We start from the raw sequence: 17,945 nt of genomic DNA, 5'->3' as shown, positions 1-17,945 counted from the left end.
CTGACGCGGCAACCAGCCAGAATCAACAGACCTGCCCCCTTCACAAGAGCGGGCATAGAGCCTATATGGGTCTTTCAAATCCGGCTCTTGCACTGCCCTCGGGCGTGCGGGAACCGTCCCCCGGATCGCCCGGGGACCGGCTTCGTTTAGCGCACGGGACCGGCGGGATTGGGCGAAAACGGCGGGTCACAAGACGCTGACAGTGCGGATCGGACAGTCCCGGCCCGCACTTTTTTGCGTGGCGGTGGAGGGGCGAATCACCCCTGAAACCGACAGGCCAGGCTGAATTTTCGCTGCGATGCGAAAAAATGCGACGAACAACCAGGCAGGATACGCAATGGCGACCAAAGCTCTCCCCACGATCAGCAATACCGGCGCGAAGAAGCGCATCAGAAAGGTATTCGGCGACATCCACGAAGTGGTGCAGATGCCGAACCTGATCGAAGTCCAGCGGGAGAGCTATGAGCAGTTCCTCCGTTCCGATCCGTCGATCGGCTATGTCTCCGGCCTGGAAAAGACCCTGCGCTCGGTCTTCCCGATCCGCGATTTCGCCGGCACCGCCGAAATGGACTTCGTCCATTACGAGCTGGAAGACCCGAAATATGACGTCGAGGAATGCCGTCAGCGCGGCATCACCTATGCGGCGCCGATGCGCGTCACGCTGCGCCTGATCGTGTTCGAGGTGGATGCCGACACCGAAACCCGCTCCGTTTTGGACATCAAGGAGCAGGACGTTTACATGGGCGACATGCCGCTCATGACGCAGAACGGCACCTTCATCGTCAACGGCACGGAGCGCGTCATCGTGTCGCAGATGCACCGCTCGCCGGGCGTCCTGTTCGACCATGACCGGGGCAAGACCCACTCTTCGGGCAAATATCTGTTCGCCGCCCGCGTGATCCCCTATCGCGGTTCGTGGCTCGACTTCGAATTCGACGCCAAGGACATCGTCAACGTCCGCATCGACCGCAAGCGCAAGCTGCCGGTCACGGCGTTGCTCTATGCGCTCGGCCTCAATGCCGAGGACATTCTGGGCTATTTCTACAACAAGGTGACCTTCCTGCGCGGCGAAGGCGGCTGGCAGATTCCCTACACCGCCGAAGCCTGGCGCGGCCAGAAGCCCGCCTTCGACATCGTCGACGCCAAGTCGGGCGAGGTGGTGTTCGCCGCCGGTCACAAGATTTCGCCCCGCGCCGCCAACAAGGCGGAGAAGGACGGCCTTGAAACCCTTCTGATCCCGACCGAGGAAGTCTATGGCCGCTACAGCGCCTATGACCTCATCAACGAGTCGACCGGCGAAATCTACATCGAGGCCGGGGACGAAGTATCGCCGGAAAATCTGGAGAAGCTGGACAAGGCGGGCATCGACCGCCTCGAACTGCTCGACATCGACCATGTCACCACCGGCCCGTGGATCCGCAACACGCTGAAGGCCGACAAGGCCGAGGAGCGGGACCAGGCGCTGGCCGACATCTATCGCGTGATGCGCCCCGGCGAACCGCCGACGAAGGAAACCGCCGAAGCCCTCTTCGCCGGCCTCTTCTTCGATCCGGAACGCTACGACCTGTCGGCCGTGGGCCGCGTCAAGCTCAACATGCGCCTCGACCTCGACGCCGAGGATACCGTCACCACCCTGCGGACCGAGGACATCCTTGCGGTCGTCAAGGAACTGGTGAACCTGAAGGACGGCAAGGGCGAGATCGACGACATCGACAATCTCGGCAACCGCCGCGTCCGCTCGGTGGGCGAACTGCTGGAAAACCAGTATCGCGTCGGGCTTCTCCGCATGGAGCGCGCCGTCAAGGAACGCATGTCGAGCGTCGACGTGTCGACCGTGATGCCGAACGACCTCATCAACGCCAAGCCCGCCGTGGCCGCCGTGCGTGAGTTCTTCGGCTCCTCGCAGCTTTCGCAGTTCATGGACCAGACCAACCCGCTGTCGGAAGTCACCCACAAGCGCCGCGTGTCGGCGCTTGGGCCGGGCGGCCTGACCCGCGAGCGCGCCGGCTTCGAAGTCCGCGACGTTCACCCGACCCATTATGGCCGCATCTGCCCGATCGAAACGCCGGAAGGCCCGAACATCGGCCTGATCAACAGCCTCGCGACCTTCAGCCGCGTGAACAAATACGGCTTCATCGAAACGCCCTACCGCAAGGTGATCGACGGCAAGGTAACGAACGAGGTCGTCTATCTGTCGGCGATGGAAGAAGCCAAGCACACGATCGCGCAGGCCAACGCCGAGCTGACCGAAGAGGGCACGCTGGCCGAAGACCTGATCTCGGCGCGTGAAGCGGGCGAATTCCTGATGGCGCCCAAGGACCACATCACCCTGATGGACGTCAGCCCCAAGCAGCTGGTGTCGGTCGCGGCCTCGCTCATCCCGTTCCTGGAAAATGACGACGCCAACCGCGCGCTCATGGGATCGAACATGCAGCGTCAGGCCGTGCCGCTGGTCCGTGCCGAGGCGCCGTTCGTCGGCACCGGCATGGAAGGCACGGTTGCGCGTGACTCGGGCGCCGCCATCGCGGCGCGTCGCGCGGGCATCATCGATCAGGTCGACGCGACCCGCATCGTGATCCGCGCCACCGGCGACATCGAACCCGGCCAGTCGGGCGTCGACATCTACACGCTGCAGAAGTTCCAGCGCTCCAACCAGGACACCTGCATCAACCAGCGCCCGCTGGTGAAGGTGGGCGACCTGATCGAAGCCGGCGACGTCATCGCGGACGGCCCGTCGACCGAGTTCGGCGAGCTGGCGCTGGGCCGCAACACGCTGGTCGCGTTCATGCCCTGGAACGGCTACAACTACGAGGACTCCATCCTGATCTCCGAGCGGATCGTGAAGGATGACGTCTTCACCTCGATCCATATCGAGGAGTTCGAGGTCATGGCCCGCGACACCAAGCTGGGTCCGGAAGACATCACCCGCGACATTCCGAACGTCGGCGAGGAAGCGCTGCGCAACCTCGACGAGGCGGGCATCGTCTATATCGGCGCCGAAGTGGAGCCGGGCGACATCCTGGTCGGCAAGATCACCCCCAAGGGCGAATCGCCGATGACCCCGGAAGAAAAGCTGCTCCGCGCCATCTTCGGTGAAAAGGCGAGCGACGTGCGCGACACCTCGCTGCGTCTGCCGCCGGGCGTGGCCGGCACGGTCGTGGAAGTCCGCGTCTTCAACCGCCACGGCATCGACAAGGATGAGCGCGCCATGGCAATCGAGCGGGAGGAAATCGACCGCCTCGCCAAGGACCGCGAGGACGAACGCGCCATCCTGAACCGCGCGACCTTCAACCGCCTCCAGGAAATGCTGCTGGGCCAGACCGCCACGGCCGCTCCCAAGGGCGTGCGCAAGGGCGTGGAAATCGACGAAGCCCTGCTGGCTGAGGTCGAGCGTCATGAATGGTGGAAGTTCGCCGTTGCGGACGACGCCCGCCAGGCCGGCATCGAAGCCGTCAAGGCGCAATATGACGAAGCGGTGAAGCTGATCGTCGAGAAGTTCGAGGACCGCGTCGACAAGCTGCAGCGCGGCGACGAACTGCCCCCGGGCGTGCTCAAGATGGTGAAGGTCTTCGTCGCGGTGAAGCGCAAGCTGCAGCCGGGCGACAAGATGGCCGGCCGTCACGGCAACAAGGGCGTCATCTCGCGCATCCTGCCGATCGAGGACATGCCGTTCCTGGAGGACGGCACCCATGTCGACATCGTGCTGAACCCGCTGGGCGTGCCGTCGCGCATGAACGTCGGGCAGATCTTCGAAACGCACCTCGGCTGGGCCGCGCGCGGCCTGGGCCAGCAGCTCAAGCATGCGCTGGAGGAATGGCGCGAAGCCAACCCGAACGCGCAGGGCGGTGAGATGCCGGATGCGGTGAAGACCCGCCTGCTCGAAACCTATGGGCCGCAATATGCCGACCAGATCGAAGGCCGCACGGCCGACCAGATCGTGGACCTGGCCGAACATCTCGCACGCGGCGTGCCGATGGCGACCCCGGTGTTCGACGGAGCCCGCGAAGCGGACGTGTCGGCGATGCTGGAACTGGCGGGCCTGCACTCGTCGGGGCAGTCGGACCTGTTCGATGGTCGCACGGGCGACAAGTTCGACCGCAAGGTGACTGTCGGCATCATCTACATGCTGAAGCTGCACCACCTGGTCGACGACAAGATCCACGCACGCTCCATCGGCCCCTACAGCCTCGTCACTCAGCAGCCGCTGGGCGGCAAGGCGCAGTTCGGCGGCCAGCGCTTCGGTGAGATGGAGGTGTGGGCGCTCCAGGCCTATGGCGCCGCCTACACGCTGCAGGAAATGCTGACGGTGAAGTCGGACGACGTGGTCGGCCGCACCAAGGTCTATGAGGCGATCGTCAAGGGCGACGACACGTTCGAGGCCGGCATTCCCGAAAGCTTCAACGTGCTGGTCAAGGAAATGCGCTCGCTGGGCCTCAATGTCGAACTCGCGTCGATGGACGAGATCGAGGACGATGACGGCTTCGCGCAGGCGGCGGAATAAAGGGAACTCCGGAGCGCTGTCTCCCGAAGACGGCGCTCCCTCCCTGCCCCGCCCCGAACAATTTACCCTCTAGAGGGACTGAAAAATGAACGAACTGACGAACTTCGCCAATCCGATCCAGAAGCCGGAAACCTTCGACCAGATCCAGATCGGCCTTGCCTCTCCGGAGCGCATCCGCAGCTGGTCCTTCGGCGAGATCAAGAAGCCGGAAACCATCAACTACCGCACGTTCAAGCCGGAACGTGACGGCCTGTTCTGCGCCCGCATCTTCGGTCCGATCAAGGACTATGAATGCCTGTGCGGCAAGTACAAGCGCATGAAGTACAAGGGCATCGTCTGCGAAAAATGCGGTGTCGAAGTCACGGTGTCGAAGGTCCGCCGCGAACGGATGGGCCATATCGAACTGGCCGCGCCCGTCGCGCACATCTGGTTCCTGAAGTCGCTGCCCTCGCGCATCGGCCTGCTGCTCGACATGCAGCTCAAGCAGCTTGAGCGCGTCCTGTATTTCGAAAGCTACATCGTCACCGAGCCGGGCCTGACCCCGCTGGAGAAGTATCAGCTCCTGACCGAGGACGAACTGCTCGACGCGCAGGACGAATATGGCGAAGACGCCTTCTCCGCCGGCATCGGCGCGGAAGCGGTCAAGCAGATGCTGATGGACCTCGACCTTGAGGGCGAGAAGCAGGCGCTGCTGGACGAACTGGCCGTCACCAAGTCGGAACTGAAGCCCAAGAAGATCATCAAGCGGCTGAAGGTCGTCGAGTCCTTCCTGGAATCGGGCAACCGGCCGGAGTGGATGATCCTGGACGTCGTGCCGGTCATCCCGCCGGAACTGCGCCCGCTTGTTCCCCTGGACGGCGGCCGCTTCGCGACCTCGGACCTGAACGACCTCTATCGCCGCGTCATCAACCGCAACAACCGCCTGAAGCGGCTGATGGAACTGCGCGCGCCGGACATCATCGTCCGCAACGAAAAGCGCATGCTGCAGGAGGCCGTCGACGCCCTGTTCGACAATGGCCGCCGCGGCCGCGTCATCACCGGCGCGAACAAGCGTCCGCTGAAGTCGCTGTCCGACATGCTGAAGGGCAAGCAGGGCCGCTTCCGTCAGAACCTGCTCGGCAAGCGCGTCGACTATTCGGGCCGCTCGGTCATCGTGACCGGCCCGGAACTCAAGCTGCACCAGTGCGGCCTGCCCAAGAAGATGGCGCTCGAACTGTTCAAGCCCTTCATCTACGCCCGCCTCGACGCCAAGGGTCTCTCCATGACCCTGAAGCAGGCCAAGAAGTGGGTCGAGAAGGAGCGCAAGGAAGTCTGGGACATTCTCGACGAAGTCATTCGCGAGCACCCGGTCATGCTGAACCGCGCGCCGACGCTCCACCGCCTCGGCATCCAGGCGTTCGAACCCGTGCTGATCGAGGGCAAGGCGATCCAGCTTCACCCGCTGGTCTGCTCGGCCTTCAACGCCGACTTCGACGGCGACCAGATGGCCGTCCACGTGCCGCTGTCGCTGGAAGCCCAGCTTGAAGCCCGCGTGCTGATGATGTCGACCAACAACATCCTCAGCCCCGCGAACGGCAAGCCGATCATCGTCCCCTCGCAGGACATGGTGCTGGGCATCTATTATCTGTCGATGGAACGCGAAGGCGAGCCGGGCGAAGGCATGCTGCTGGCCGACATGCAGGAGGTCCATCAGGCCCTCTATGCCAAGGCCGTCACCCTGCACTCGAAGATCATCAGCCGCGTGCCGCAGACCGACGAAGCCGGCAATCAGTATATGAAGCGCTTCGAGACCACGCCGGGCCGCATGCTGCTGGGCGAATGCCTGCCCAAGTCGCACAAGGTGCCCTTCGACGTCGTCAACCGCCTTCTCACCAAGAAGGAAATCGGGGACGTCATCGACCAGGTCTATCGCCACACCGGCCAGAAGGACACGGTGCTGTTCGCCGACGCCATCATGGCGCTGGGCTTCCGCCACGCGTTCCAGGCGGGCATCAGCTTCGGCAAGGACGACATGGTGATCCCGGATTCGAAGACCGCGATGGTCGACGAAACCAAGGCGCTGGTGGCCGACTATGAGCAGCAATATCAGGACGGTCTGATCACCCAGCAGGAAAAGTACAACAAGGTGATCGACGCCTGGAGCCGTTGCGGCGACCAGGTCGCGAACGCCATGATGGACGAAATCCGCGCCCAGCCCAAGGACCCGAATACGGGCCGCATGGCGCCGATCAACTCCATCTACATGATGGCGCATTCCGGTGCCCGTGGTTCGCAGGCGCAGATGAAGCAGCTTGCCGGCATGCGCGGCCTGATGGCCAAGCCGTCGGGTGAGATCATCGAAACGCCGATCATCTCGAACTTCAAGGAAGGTCTCACCGTCCTTGAATATTTCAACTCCACCCACGGCGCCCGCAAGGGTCTGGCCGACACCGCGCTCAAGACGGCGAACTCGGGTTACCTGACCCGCCGTCTGGTCGACGTCAGCCAGGACTGCACCGTCGTCGAGGAGGATTGCGGCACCGACAAGGCGCTGGAGATGAAGGCCATCGTGCAGGGCGGCTCGGTCATCGCTTCGCTCGGCGAACGAATTCTGGGCCGCACCACGGCGCAGGACATCGTCGACAGCAAGGACGGTTCGGTCATCGTGCCGATCGGCACGCTGCTCGACGAAGCGCTGGTCGCGCAGATCGAGGCCATCGGCACGCAGGCCGTGAAGATCCGCAGCCCGCTGATCTGCGAAAGCAAGATGGGCGTCTGTGGCAAGTGCTACGGCCGTGACCTCGCCCGTGGTACGCCGGTCAATATCGGTGAAGCGGTCGGCGTCATCGCGGCGCAGTCCATCGGCGAGCCGGGCACGCAGCTTACCATGCGGACCTTCCACATCGGCGGCGCGGCGAACTTCAACGAAACGTCGAACCTGGAAGCCATGTCGGACGGCACGATCGAGCTGCGCGACATGCCGACCATCACCGACAAGAATGGCCGCCGCCTGTCGCTCGCCCGCAATGGCGAGATCGCGATCATCGACAGCGAGGGCCGCGAGCGCGAAACGCACCGCCTGCCTTACGGCGCCACCATCCTGTTCGCGGATGGCGACACCGTGAAGAAGGGCGATCGCTTCGCTGAGTGGGACCCCTTCACCATGCCGGTGATCACCGAAAAGCCGGGCATCGTGAAGTATCAGGACCTGATCGACGGCAAGACGCTGACCGAACAGACCGACGAAGCGACCGGCATCGCGCAGCGCGTCGTGACCGAGCATCGTGGGTCCGCCCGCACCAAGGAAGACCTTCGTCCGCGCCTCACCCTGCTCGACGACCAGTCGGGCGAAGCCGCACGCTATATGCTGGCGGTGGGGGCGACCCTGTCGGTGGACGACGGCGCGCAGGTGCAGGCCGGTGACGTGCTGGCGCGTGTCAGCCGCGAAGCGGCCAAGACCCGCGACATCACCGGCGGTCTGCCGCGCGTCGCCGAACTGTTCGAAGCCCGCAAGCCCAAGGACAATGCCATCATTGCCAAGGTGTCGGGCCGCGTCCAGTTCCTCAAGGATTACAAGGCGAAGCGCAAGATCGCCATCAATCCGGAGGATGGCGGCGAGCCGGTCGAATACCTCATCCCCAAGAGCAAGGTGATCGACGTTCAGGAAGGCGACTATGTGAAGCGCGGCGACAACCTGATCGGTGGTTCGCCCGACCCGCACGATATTCTCGAAGTGCTCGGCATCGAGCCGCTGGCCGAATATCTGGTTGCCGAAATCCAGGAAGTCTATCGACTGCAGGGCGTGAAGATCAACGACAAGCACATCGAAACGATCGTTCGTCAGATGCTGCAAAAGGTCGAGATCACCGTGTCCGGCGACACCACGCTGCTGGTGGGCGAGCAGGTCGACCGCGAGGAGATGGAGGAGATCAACGCCAAGCTCCAGCCCGGCTTCCAGCCGGCAGAGGGCAAGCCGGTGCTGCTCGGCATCACCAAGGCGTCGCTCCAGACGCGCAGCTTCATCTCGGCGGCCTCCTTCCAGGAAACCACCCGCGTCCTCACGGAAGCGGCGGTCCAGGGCAAGAAGGACACGCTGGTCGGGCTCAAGGAGAATGTCATCGTCGGCCGCCTGATCCCGGCGGGCACCGGCGCCGGCATGAACCGCATGCGCGTCGCCGCCTCGTCGCGTGACGCGGCGATGCGGGCGGCGCTGCGGGCCTCCAGCCAGGTCGACCTGATCGCGCCCAAGACGGCTGCCGAAGAGCATGCCGCCGAACTGCGCCAGGGTCCGGAAGCCGCCATTGGCGACGATCCGCTGGCCGTCGTCCAGGGTGAGGATTTCACCACCGAGGACATGGAATAAGCGCTTTGAAATAATGGGGTCCGCTTCCTATCTCGGGAAGCGGCTCCCAGCCTTCGTACCCCATCGGGGATCGATGAAGAGCCCGCCGGAAGCGACAGCCTGTCCGGCGGGTTTTCTTTTATGGTTGCGCCGGGCAGGGCATGAAATTGTCCGGCAGGCCTGTCGCAAAACTCTTGACCAATCCGGAATCGCCGCCTATTTGCGCCTCTCCGGTGAGCCGCTGGCTCATCCTGATGCCCGATCCTCTAATGGTAAGAGAGCGGACTCTGACTCCGTCAATCAAGGTTCGAATCCTTGTCGGGCATCCACACTTTCCACGAAATCACGGGACCCACGGCAAGGCCGGGGGCGCTTTGGGCTCCAAGAATGCCGCGCCCGATCACCGCCTTGTCAGGAAACGGCATTCCCTGGCCAGCCGGCGCCCCATGTCCCATGCCGGCCTATAGACGGCCATGCCCTTGCGAAGCTGTTCGCACGACATGTTGAGCCCACCGGCATAGACGATGGCCACGGTGCGCCCATACGCGTCGCGCGCCACGGGGACGATGGTGATGGGATCGCGCAAAGCGTGCTTCAGGCTTTCCTTGCTCCGGCGCGAACTGTCCTCCGGGCAGGCCTTGCCCTTGCGGCAACGGCCGACAATGTCGGGGGCTTCGATGCCGATCAGCCGGATCGGCTCGCCATTCACGCGCAGCATGCCGCCATCGACCACCGTCAGGGCGGACGCCAGGAACAGGGCGCCGATCATTCCCTCAACCTCGGACCGGGAAGGGAAACGCCCAGGCTAGCAATCATGTCCTCTCCCCATCGTCCTTGCCCCGCGCGGGACAGTGGCCCCATCGCCCGGAGCCGTTGCGGGAACCTGCGGGGGAAATGGTGCCAGAATCCCGCCGTCCACGACCTTGGGAAAGCTGGCGCTGGCACGGGAGCGACCTCTACGGGCCCCTCACCGACTGCCTCCATTCTCCACCGGAGACCTGTCCCCATTGCGTATGTTTACGCATTCATAATTGATCCTCCAACCTATTTTGCCTTTCCCCGCGAATATGTATCGCTTTGATACAGAATGGTAAAATATCCGATCCGACGCCATATGACTTCCGACATATAGGGCGGCCCGGGCATGCAGATGTCATGGCGCATCGCCGCCACCGGGGATTTTCGCCGGCGCGTCGGGGCAGGGCGCGATACAGGATATAGATCGTCCGCTATTGGACGCAGTTGCCAATGCAATAAGCAATAATGGGCAAGCATTACCCATTTTCGCAAATTGTCCCCCATGGCCGGTCCAGATTAAATTCCCGCGATGAGATCAAGCGCCCATGCAAAGCCTGCAATGGGCGCAGTCTGTCGGGGAGGAGAGGATGCGCCCTGCATGGACATTCCTGCCGCTCCCCTGGGCTCTCTGCATCGCCCTGACGCCGGCGGATGCGCAAGACGTCCGCCCGGATGAAGCGGTCCAAACGGCCCTGCTGGCAACACCTTTCGACCTCCGCGCCATGACGCCGGAACCGCCCGAGACCGGCAACAGGGTCCAGGGGCCGGCCGATCCGCGCATCCCGCCTCCTCCCGATCCCGTCATGGAAGGGCGTTACCATTCGCTGGGCAGCCGCATCGGCGCCGCCAGATGGGAGACTATCGGCCTGTTCGCCTATATCACCGCGACGCAGGCCTATTGGACCGACGGCACGACCCATTTCCATTTCAAGGATGAGGGCTGGTTCGGCAAGAACACCCATAATCTGGGCATCGACAAGCTGACCCACGCCTTCAATGCCTATCTCTTCGCTGAATTTCTGGGCGCGCGGATCGCCCGCAGGACTCATGACCGGGCGCGGGCGGCGGCGCCCGCGGCGCTGCTTTCCATGGGCCTCATGCTCTATGGCGAGCTGTGGGACGCGCATAAGAAGGACAGCGGCTTTTCGATACAGGACGTGGTCTTCAACAGCGGCGGCGCGGCCTTCTCGGTGCTCCGCCACACCGTGCCGGGGCTGGAGGAGAAGCTCGATTTCCGCCTGCTGATGATGCCCAATTCAGAGGTCTACAGCTTCAAGGGAAAGCGTCATTATGAGCAGCAGCGCTTCCTTCTGGCGCTCGAACTCTCCGGTTTCAGGGGATTGCGCGACAGCCCGCTGCGCTTCGTCGAACTGCAGGTCGGCTATCGCGGCAGGAATTTCACCAATGCCGACCGCGCCGCCGGAAGAGAGCCGGAGCGCGACATCTTCTTCGGCGTCGGCCTCAACATCAAGCAGCTGTTCTTCCGCGACAGCCGCTCGCGCCTGGGCCGGGCGATCGGCAGCGGGCTCAACTATTTCCAGCTTCCCTATACCGCCGCCTATTTCCATTGACGGGCAAGGGAAGCTGGAAGAGCGAACGGGGCGGATGCGCGCAGGCTGACCCGCGCCGCATCGAACCGCCCGGCCGCTCCTCCAGACTCCGCATCGCGCAACGCCGTCCGGGGGGAAGGACGGCGCTCAGCGCGACGCAATCAGGACCGGCCTGTCGCCGTCGGCCTGCGCCATCGTCCGGGCGCGGTGGTCGGTGCGCAGCCGGCGCAACATGGCGTCGCGTTCCAGCGCGTCGCTGGCGACGACGATCCAGGCTTCGAACCGGGACGAGGCGGCGATCTGCGGCGGCAGGGGCGTCAGCCGCCCCATCCGCTTCACCGCCCGCAGGGATATGCTGTCGACGGCGGGCGACGATGAAGGCTGGGCCAGCGAGACGGCTTGCGGCCGCCCCTCCCCGTCCAGACGGAATTCGACGCGGGTATAGCCGGTCGCATCCCGGTCGAAATTCTGATCGGCGGCGCGGCGGATGCTGCCGGTCAGCCGGGTCGCGGTCCGGCTCTGCCATTTTTCAAGGGTCATCTCCTTTTCGGGAGACGCAATGACGGTCAGCTGGTCGCCGGGCTGTCTGGCGCTAACCCCTGTCGACAGCAGCAGGGACGAGCAAAGCACCAAATATCTGGCACGCATAAGGGCCTCCTCTGCCAGGATAATGATGTCGTGGATTGCGGCTGCGGCTGTGTCTGACTGGCCGAAAGCAGCGCGAAGCTATATATTACAAAATCGATCCTGCTGGTAATGAATATAAACCAGCAATCTCATCGACATGCATAATATTTCACGATTGTGCCTTTGCGCCGGCGTGGCCGCATGGCTGCCGGGCGCGCGGCGGGGATGGCGGCCAACCCGTTGTCGTTGATCGGTTTTGGTGAACGGGACCGAAGCTCGCGGCGGCGACTCGGCCTTTCCCCGGACGTCCCGTCACCCCGAGCCGCTCCACAATATCCGTCCAGCCCGCCATCGCCCTCTCCAGGCTGAACGCTTCGATCCTGTTGCCCGGCAGGATGGCGCTGGCGGGTTCGATCTGGCCCAGCAGCGCATCCGCCATGGCCGTCGCATCCGCCGGGTCGACCAGCCGCCCGAACCGCCCGCCATCCAGCAGATCGGCCGCATTGCCCGCCGTGCGGGAGGCGACCACGGGAACGCCCACGGCCATCGCCTCCAGCAGCACATTGGGCGATCCTTCCCACCAGCTCGGCAGGACGAAGGCGTCGGCATGCGCCAGCCAGGGAAAGACGTTCGCCACCACGCCGGGCAGCGCCAGATCGTCCGCCATGCCCAGCCTGCGCGCCTGCTCCATCAGCCGGTCGCGCATCCGGTCCCGGCTCTCGCCCAGGATGATGAGCCGCGCCCGCCGGCTTTGCCGCAAGGTGGCGAAGGCGCGCAGCAGCGTCTCGAAATTCTTCTGCTTCGCCAGCCGGCCGATGGCGAGGATGACCGGCGCATCCTCGGTCATCCAGCCATGGGGCGCCGGACCTTCCGCCCTTGCGCGCGCCGCGGCGGCGTCGATGCCGTTGGGAATGACCGCGACCCGCCCCTCGCGCGCCGCCGCCGCGAAGGCCGGCGCGGCGGCCAGCGTCGGCGACACCAGCACGACCCGGTCGGCGTCGGCGGCGATCAGGCGGGTCATGATCCGCCGCTCCCACCCCGCCGATCCGCCATGCGGGGCGCCCGGAACGGCACGCACCATGTCGTTGCTGATGCGATAGACGCGGCGCAGGCCGCCAAGCCCCCTGCTGGCCGCCCAGGCGACGAAATGACCGTGATTGCCGGCGGAGATCAGCAGGCCCGGCGCGCGCCGCCGCAAATGGCGGTGCAGCGCGTGGATCGCGATCAGCTTTTCGATCAGGCGGGAGGCATGGCTTTGCTGGAGCAGCGCATGGTGGCGCACGCCCGGAACGCCCTCCCCACCGGGCGCGGCCGTCACCAGTTCCACCTGATGGCCGCGCTCCGCCAGGGCGGCCGCCAACAGCCGCGCATTGCGCACCACGCCGGTCGCCGCCAGGGCGTGGACGTAGAGGACGATCACCGCCGCGCCTCCGTTTCGATGGCGCGGGCCGTGCGCCAGCGTTGATCGGGCAAACGGTCGAGATGATGGCGGTATAATGCGCCCATGCGTCCGGTCCCGACGCCTCGCCCGCTGACAAGTTGCACAATGTCCGTGCCGGGGTTCCAGTTCCCCTCGATCAGCGCCGGTCCCTGCGCGGTCAGGCCGATGTCCCAGCCGATGACCGCGAAGCCCTCGCGAAAGCGCCGGTGCGCGGCCAGCGCCAGGGCCTCCGCCGCATCCCGGTCGGGAAGCATCATGCCTTCCAGCATCGCACCGGTGGCGGGGTGCCGGCCCGGACGAACCCGTCCCATGCCTCCGCGCCACGCAGCGCCGCAGCGCCCCGCATCGTCCACCGCCAGCACCAGATTGCCCGCATTGAAATTGTCGACCGGCCGCCCCTCCCCCGCCGACAGGCGCAAGGCCAGCGCGCAGGCCTCCGGCGCGCCCCGCTCATCAAGGACGGTCACGACCCGCAGGGTCGGCAGCGCGCCGGGCGACACCGGCTCCAGCGCCGGATGGGTGGCCAGCCGCTGCTGGATGACGCCGCCCCGCGCCCATTGCCGATGCAGCCGGGCGAGCAGCGCCGTTTCGGACAGGCGGCGATGGCCGCCGCGCCAGCGGTCCCCGTCCCGGACGAAACGCTCCACGCCCCGCCCCCTGGACGTGTAGCTGGGCTTGGCGATGATGTCATGATGGCGGCCCAGCCATTGCGCCAGCGCCTCCCGCTCCGGATCGTGGCTGTCCGGCGCGGGCAGGCCCGCCTCCCGCACCAGCCGGGCGAACAGGCGCTTGTTCTTGAGCGGGTTGGCGGCAAGCGGAAAGGCGCCCGGATTGAGCAGCCGGTGCAGCCCCTTGCGGTCGCGCATCGACAGGCCCTGGGCGCGCGTTGCTTCGCTCAGCATCGCCCGCTCGGCGCGGCTCCAGCCGCCCTGCCCCGCCTCCGCCAACAACCGCGCAAGGACCCATCGGCTCAGGCTCCAATGGCTGCGCAGCCCCCGGTGATAGGCGGCCATCAGCTCATTGTCGCCCGATCCGGCGGGCAGGGCGCGCAGGGTGAACAAGGCGGCTACTCCGCCGCCTGCGCCACCGCCATGCGGGCGTTCAGCAGTTCCGCCGCGACGGCGCGGGTGCGGCTGTTGTCGACGTCGATGGCGACCGCGCCGTCGCTCAGGATCACCGGCGCGATGGTCATGCCGAACCGCCGGGAAAAGCGGGCGAAGGTCTCCGCCAGCGTGCCGATGCCAAGGCGGAGACGGACGAGGTTCAGGAAACCGAAGGCGTTGACGATGCGCATCGGATGCTTGACGAACTGACCCCCCGACCGGAATGTCTCCGCAGCCGTCAGGGCTGCGCGGTCCTTCAGCCAATAGCTGTTGCAGTTGGAATAGCTGCCCTCGGCAAAGCGGTAGAATTTGCGCTGCCCCTCCGGATGGGCGGCCAGCACGGACTCGCGCCGGGCGAAGGCGACCGCCGCGTCGGTTCCCGGCGTCCCGCATTGGCCCAGCATGTCGGCCACCGCTTCGGGCGTCAGCAGCACATTGTCGGCGGTGGTGATGAACAGCGGGAACTGCGCGCCCTGCGCGGCGGCAAGGATGCTGTCGACCAGATTGGGCCGCGCGGCCACCGGCATCATCCGGCCGCTGTCGAGCAGGCGGCGCAGCAGCGGTACGCCCGCCAGCACTTCGGGATCTTCGATGGCGACGCGGATCTCCCCGATCCCGTCGCTTGCCGCCAGTGCCGCGGCCACATGGGTCAGCATCGGGCTGCCGGCGACGGGCGCCAGGCATTTGTGCGACACGCCCGCTTCCAGCGCCAGCGGATCGGTCAGGCCGTCGCGCCTGCCCGCCAGGATCAATGCCGTCGTCATGCCGCCGCCCGGTCCGGCACGTCGGCCGACAGCCCCTGCCGCAACAGCCCCTGCCGCAACAGGCTGTGCGCGACGATGGTCTCGACCAGCGCGGGATGATCCACGCCCAGCGAACGGGCGGAACGCGAAATGGTCTTCTTCGACCAGAGATTGCAGGACAGGTTCAGTTCCATGAACAGCAGCGCATCGGTCGCCGGATCGTAGCGGAACTCGAACCGGCCATAGTCGAACGGCCAGAATTCGGGCAGCAGGCGGCGGGTCAAATCCTCCAGCCGCTCGCGCAGGTCGCGATCCTCGACCAGCACCAGCGGATCGTCGCCCGCATCCACCAGGCCGCGCTTTTCCTCATAGCTGCGCTCGCGATGCGGGTCGGCGGGGACGTACATCATCGGCGGCAGCACCCAGGGGGCGTTGCCGCTGCCGCCCACCACCGGCACCGCCACGTCCAGCAGCGGAGCCCAGGCCTCCACCAGCACGTCATGGCCCAGGTCGAACAGACGATCGGCATGGACCAGCGCCTCGGCCCAGCCGTCGACCATGGCCAGCCCCCAGGAGGCGGAGGATGCGTTCGGCTTCACCACCAGCCGCTCGGCCGCGAAAGCGGGGCCGCCGGGCAGGCCGCCGCGCCGGAAGAGCTGCGCCTTCATGGTCGGCACGCCGCGGGCGCGCGCGATCAGCTTGCTCAGATATTTGTCGTCCGACACGCCGCGCACGATCGGGCTGGCGCCCAGAAAGGGGACGTCGCGCCACGACAGCAGCAGGGGCGCCAGCATCTCGCTGTTCTGGAAGCCGCCGCGATTGAGCAGGGTGACGACGAAATCGGCATCGGGCCGTTCGAACAGGGCATCATAGCGGCTGGCGGCGGCGACATGGAGGCCGATGCCCTCCAGCGTGGAGCGCATCTCATGATGGTAGATGGCGTGATTGCCGTCCACTGCGTCCGGCCGCCCGCCCGCGCAGGCATGTTTGGCAAGGAAAAGGACGCGCAGCCGCGCCTTGTCGGCGGCCGGAATGCGCATGCAGCGGTCGGGGCTGGTCGTCATGCCACGACTGCTAACGCGGCTGCATGACGGCGCCTTGACGCTGGAGTTACGGCAGAGCGTCGGTCAGGAGACGACGGGATGACGGGCGCATGACCGCTTTGTTTCACCCCGCCAAAGCGGCAGGTCGCGCATGGCTGCGCAATCGGGAAGGTGCGACGTCATGTCGCCGCGATGCCCAGCCCCACCGCTTCCGCCACCTTGATGCCGTCGATGGCCGCGGAAAGGATGCCGCCCGCATAGCCTGCCCCCTCGCCCGCCGGATAAAGCCCCGCGACATTCAGGCTCTGGAAATCCCTGCCCCGCGTGATGCGGATGGGGGAGGAGGTGCGCGTCTCCACCCCCGTCATCACAGCGTCCGGATGGTCGTAGCGCGCGATCTGCCGGCCGAAGACCGGGATAGCCTCGCGGAACGCCTCCAGCACGAATTCGGGAAGGCAGCGCGACAGGTCGGTCAGGGTGACGCCCGGCTTGTAGGAAGGGACGACCTCCCCCAACCCGGTCGAGGCGCGGCCGGCAAGGAAATCGCCCACCTTCTGCCCCGGCGCATGATAGCTTTCGCCGCCCGCGACGAAGGCCATGCTTTCCCAATGGCGCTGCAATTCGATCCCCGCCAGCGGCCCGCCGGGATAGTCCCGTTCCGGATCGATGCCGACGACCAGCCCTGAATTGGCGTTGAACTCGGCCCGCGAATATTGGCTCATGCCGTTGGTGACGACGCGCCCCTCCTCGGACGTCGCGGCCACCACCCGCCCGCCGGGGCACATGCAGAAGCTGTAGACCGTCCGCCCGTTGGCGCAATGATGGGCCAGGCTGTAGGCCGCCGCCCCCAGCACCGGATGCCCCGCGCAACTGCCATAGCGCGCCCGGTCGATCCAGCTTTGCGGATGCTCGATCCGCACGCCGATGGAAAAGGGCTTCGCCTCGATATGCACGCCCCGGCGGTGGAGCATCTCGAAGGTGGGCCGGGCGCTGTGGCCCACCGCCAGCACGACATGGTCCGCCTCGATGAAGCCGCCATCCGCCAGATGCAGCCCGCGCAGCTTTTGCGTGCCGTCCGCCTGCCGCTCCAGCTCCAGTTCGTCGACCCGGTGCTGCCATCGATATTCGCCGCCCAGCCCCTCGATCTGCCGCCGCATCGCTTCCACCATGGAAACCAGCCGGAAGGTGCCGATATGCGGATGCGCCTCGGTCAGGATGTCGTCGGGCGCACCGGCAGCGACGAATTCCTCCAGCACCTTGCGGCCCAGGAAGCGCGGGTCCTTGACGCGGCAATAAAGCTTGCCGTCGGAAAAGGTGCCGGCCCCGCCCTCTCCGAACTGCACATTGCTGTCGGGGTTGAGTTCGGCCCGCCGCCAGAGGCCCCAGGTATCCTTGGTCCGTTCCCGCACCACCTTGCCCCGGTCGAGGATGATCGGCCGGAATCCCATTTGCGCGAGGATGAGGCCGGCGAACAGCCCGCACGGACCCGCGCCGATCACGATGGGGCGCTTGCCCGACCAGCCCGGCGGCGCACTGGCCACGAATTTATAACCGGTGTCCGGGCGCGGGCGGACGTCATGATCCTTCGCGAAGCGCGCCAGCACGCCCGCCTCGTCGGCCAGTTCGACATCGACGGTATAGACGAGCTGGATCGCATTCTTCCGCCGCGCATCATTGCCCCGGCGCACGACGACATGGGCCAGCAATTCCTGCGGTTCGAGGCCCAGCCGCTCGCAAATGGCGGCGGGCATAGCCCCGGCGGGATGGTCGAGGGGCAGTTTCAGTCCGGAAAGGCGCAACATCCGCCTGCCCCTAAAC

At 65.8% G+C, this 17,945-nt stretch carries 10 protein-coding genes and 1 tRNA gene; 4 read left to right on the top strand and 7 right to left on the bottom strand.

Annotated features, from left to right (window positions below):
• The first annotated feature begins 337 nt into the window (after nucleotides 1–337).
• The 3 genes from rpoB to TZ53_RS13650 all read left to right on the top strand — a co-directional run bounded on the left by rpoB (nucleotide 338) and on the right by TZ53_RS13650 (nucleotide 9,151).
• Complete coding sequence (gene rpoB, locus TZ53_RS13660; protein WP_044661637.1) at nucleotides 338–4,501, top strand: DNA-directed RNA polymerase subunit beta; 4,164 nt, start codon at nucleotides 338–340, stop codon at nucleotides 4,499–4,501.
• 85 nt (nucleotides 4,502–4,586) lie between these two features.
• Complete coding sequence (rpoC, locus tag TZ53_RS13655; RefSeq protein WP_037482269.1) at nucleotides 4,587–8,843, top strand: DNA-directed RNA polymerase subunit beta'; 4,257 nt, start codon at nucleotides 4,587–4,589, stop codon at nucleotides 8,841–8,843.
• Between the two features lie 234 nt (nucleotides 8,844–9,077).
• Nucleotides 9,078–9,151 (top strand) — tRNA-Gln (locus tag TZ53_RS13650).
• Between the two features lie 71 nt (nucleotides 9,152–9,222).
• Here the strand turns inward: TZ53_RS13650 and TZ53_RS13645 are convergent.
• The gene (locus TZ53_RS13645; RefSeq protein WP_044661636.1) at nucleotides 9,223–9,591 is read right to left on the bottom strand and encodes a thermonuclease family protein; all 369 of its coding nucleotides are present in this window, start codon (nucleotides 9,589–9,591) and stop codon (nucleotides 9,223–9,225) included.
• Nucleotides 9,592–10,165: 574 nt separating this feature from the next.
• On the opposite strand from TZ53_RS13645, the gene TZ53_RS13640 reads away from it, so the two are divergent.
• A complete protein-coding gene (locus tag TZ53_RS13640) occupies nucleotides 10,166–11,191 on the top strand; it encodes a DUF2279 domain-containing protein (protein ID WP_229742478.1) in 1,026 nt (341 codons plus the stop codon).
• Nucleotides 11,192–11,317: 126 nt separating this feature from the next.
• Here the strand turns inward: TZ53_RS13640 and TZ53_RS13635 are convergent, their stop codons facing one another.
• The 6 genes from TZ53_RS13635 to TZ53_RS13610 form a co-directional block, all read right to left on the bottom strand.
• Nucleotides 11,318–11,818 (bottom strand): energy transducer TonB family protein, encoded by a 501-nt coding sequence (locus TZ53_RS13635; RefSeq protein ID WP_025548772.1) that lies wholly within the window; start codon nucleotides 11,816–11,818, stop codon nucleotides 11,318–11,320.
• Nucleotides 11,819–11,966: 148 nt separating this feature from the next.
• The gene (locus TZ53_RS13630; protein WP_084694378.1) at nucleotides 11,967–13,217 is read right to left on the bottom strand and encodes a glycosyltransferase; all 1,251 of its coding nucleotides are present in this window, start codon (nucleotides 13,215–13,217) and stop codon (nucleotides 11,967–11,969) included.
• Nucleotides 13,214–14,299 carry a sugar-transfer associated ATP-grasp domain-containing protein gene (locus TZ53_RS13625; protein WP_044661635.1) on the bottom strand — a complete coding sequence of 362 codons (1,086 nt, stop codon included), beginning with the start codon at nucleotides 14,297–14,299 and terminating at the stop codon, nucleotides 13,214–13,216. Before TZ53_RS13625 ends, TZ53_RS13630 begins: the two co-directional genes overlap by 4 nt.
• A 5-nt stretch (nucleotides 14,300–14,304) precedes the next feature.
• Complete coding sequence (locus TZ53_RS13620; RefSeq protein ID WP_044661634.1) at nucleotides 14,305–15,105, bottom strand: nucleotidyltransferase family protein; 801 nt, start codon at nucleotides 15,103–15,105, stop codon at nucleotides 14,305–14,307.
• Nucleotides 15,102–16,148, bottom strand: coding sequence for a phosphoribosylglycinamide synthetase (locus tag TZ53_RS13615; protein WP_025548776.1), 1,047 nt, complete (start codon nucleotides 16,146–16,148; stop codon nucleotides 15,102–15,104). The genes TZ53_RS13620 and TZ53_RS13615 overlap by 4 nt, the downstream gene beginning before the upstream one ends.
• Before the next feature lie 158 nt (nucleotides 16,149–16,306).
• Nucleotides 16,307–17,929, bottom strand: coding sequence for an NAD(P)/FAD-dependent oxidoreductase (locus TZ53_RS13610; protein WP_044661633.1), 1,623 nt, complete (start codon nucleotides 17,927–17,929; stop codon nucleotides 16,307–16,309).
• Between the last annotated feature and the right edge of the window lie 16 nt (nucleotides 17,930–17,945).

Origin of the sequence: Sphingobium sp. YBL2 (assembly GCF_000943805.1) — a bacterium.
Lineage (GTDB): Bacteria > Pseudomonadota > Alphaproteobacteria > Sphingomonadales > Sphingomonadaceae > Sphingobium > Sphingobium fuliginis.
Note: the sequence above shows the minus strand (reverse complement) of the source record. Positions and strands in the feature narration are given on the sequence as shown.

Bases quoted from the DNA above. Each gene is read 5' to 3' on its own strand.
- TZ53_RS13640 (WP_229742478.1), top strand. From the start codon at position 10,166: ATGCAAAGCCTGCAATGGGCGCAGTCTGTCGGGGAGGAGAGGATGCGC.
- TZ53_RS13620 (WP_044661634.1), bottom strand. From the start codon at position 15,105: ATGACGACGGCATTGATCCTGGCGGGCAGGCGCGACGGCCTGACCGAT.
- TZ53_RS13610 (WP_044661633.1), bottom strand. From the start codon at position 17,929: ATGTTGCGCCTTTCCGGACTGAAACTGCCCCTCGACCATCCCGCCGGG.
- TZ53_RS13615 (WP_025548776.1), bottom strand. From the start codon at position 16,148: ATGACGACCAGCCCCGACCGCTGCATGCGCATTCCGGCCGCCGACAAG.
- rpoB (WP_044661637.1), top strand. From the start codon at position 338: ATGGCGACCAAAGCTCTCCCCACGATCAGCAATACCGGCGCGAAGAAG.
- TZ53_RS13645 (WP_044661636.1), bottom strand. From the start codon at position 9,591: ATGATCGGCGCCCTGTTCCTGGCGTCCGCCCTGACGGTGGTCGATGGC.
- rpoC (WP_037482269.1), top strand. From the start codon at position 4,587: ATGAACGAACTGACGAACTTCGCCAATCCGATCCAGAAGCCGGAAACC.
- TZ53_RS13635 (WP_025548772.1), bottom strand. From the start codon at position 11,818: ATGCGTGCCAGATATTTGGTGCTTTGCTCGTCCCTGCTGCTGTCGACA.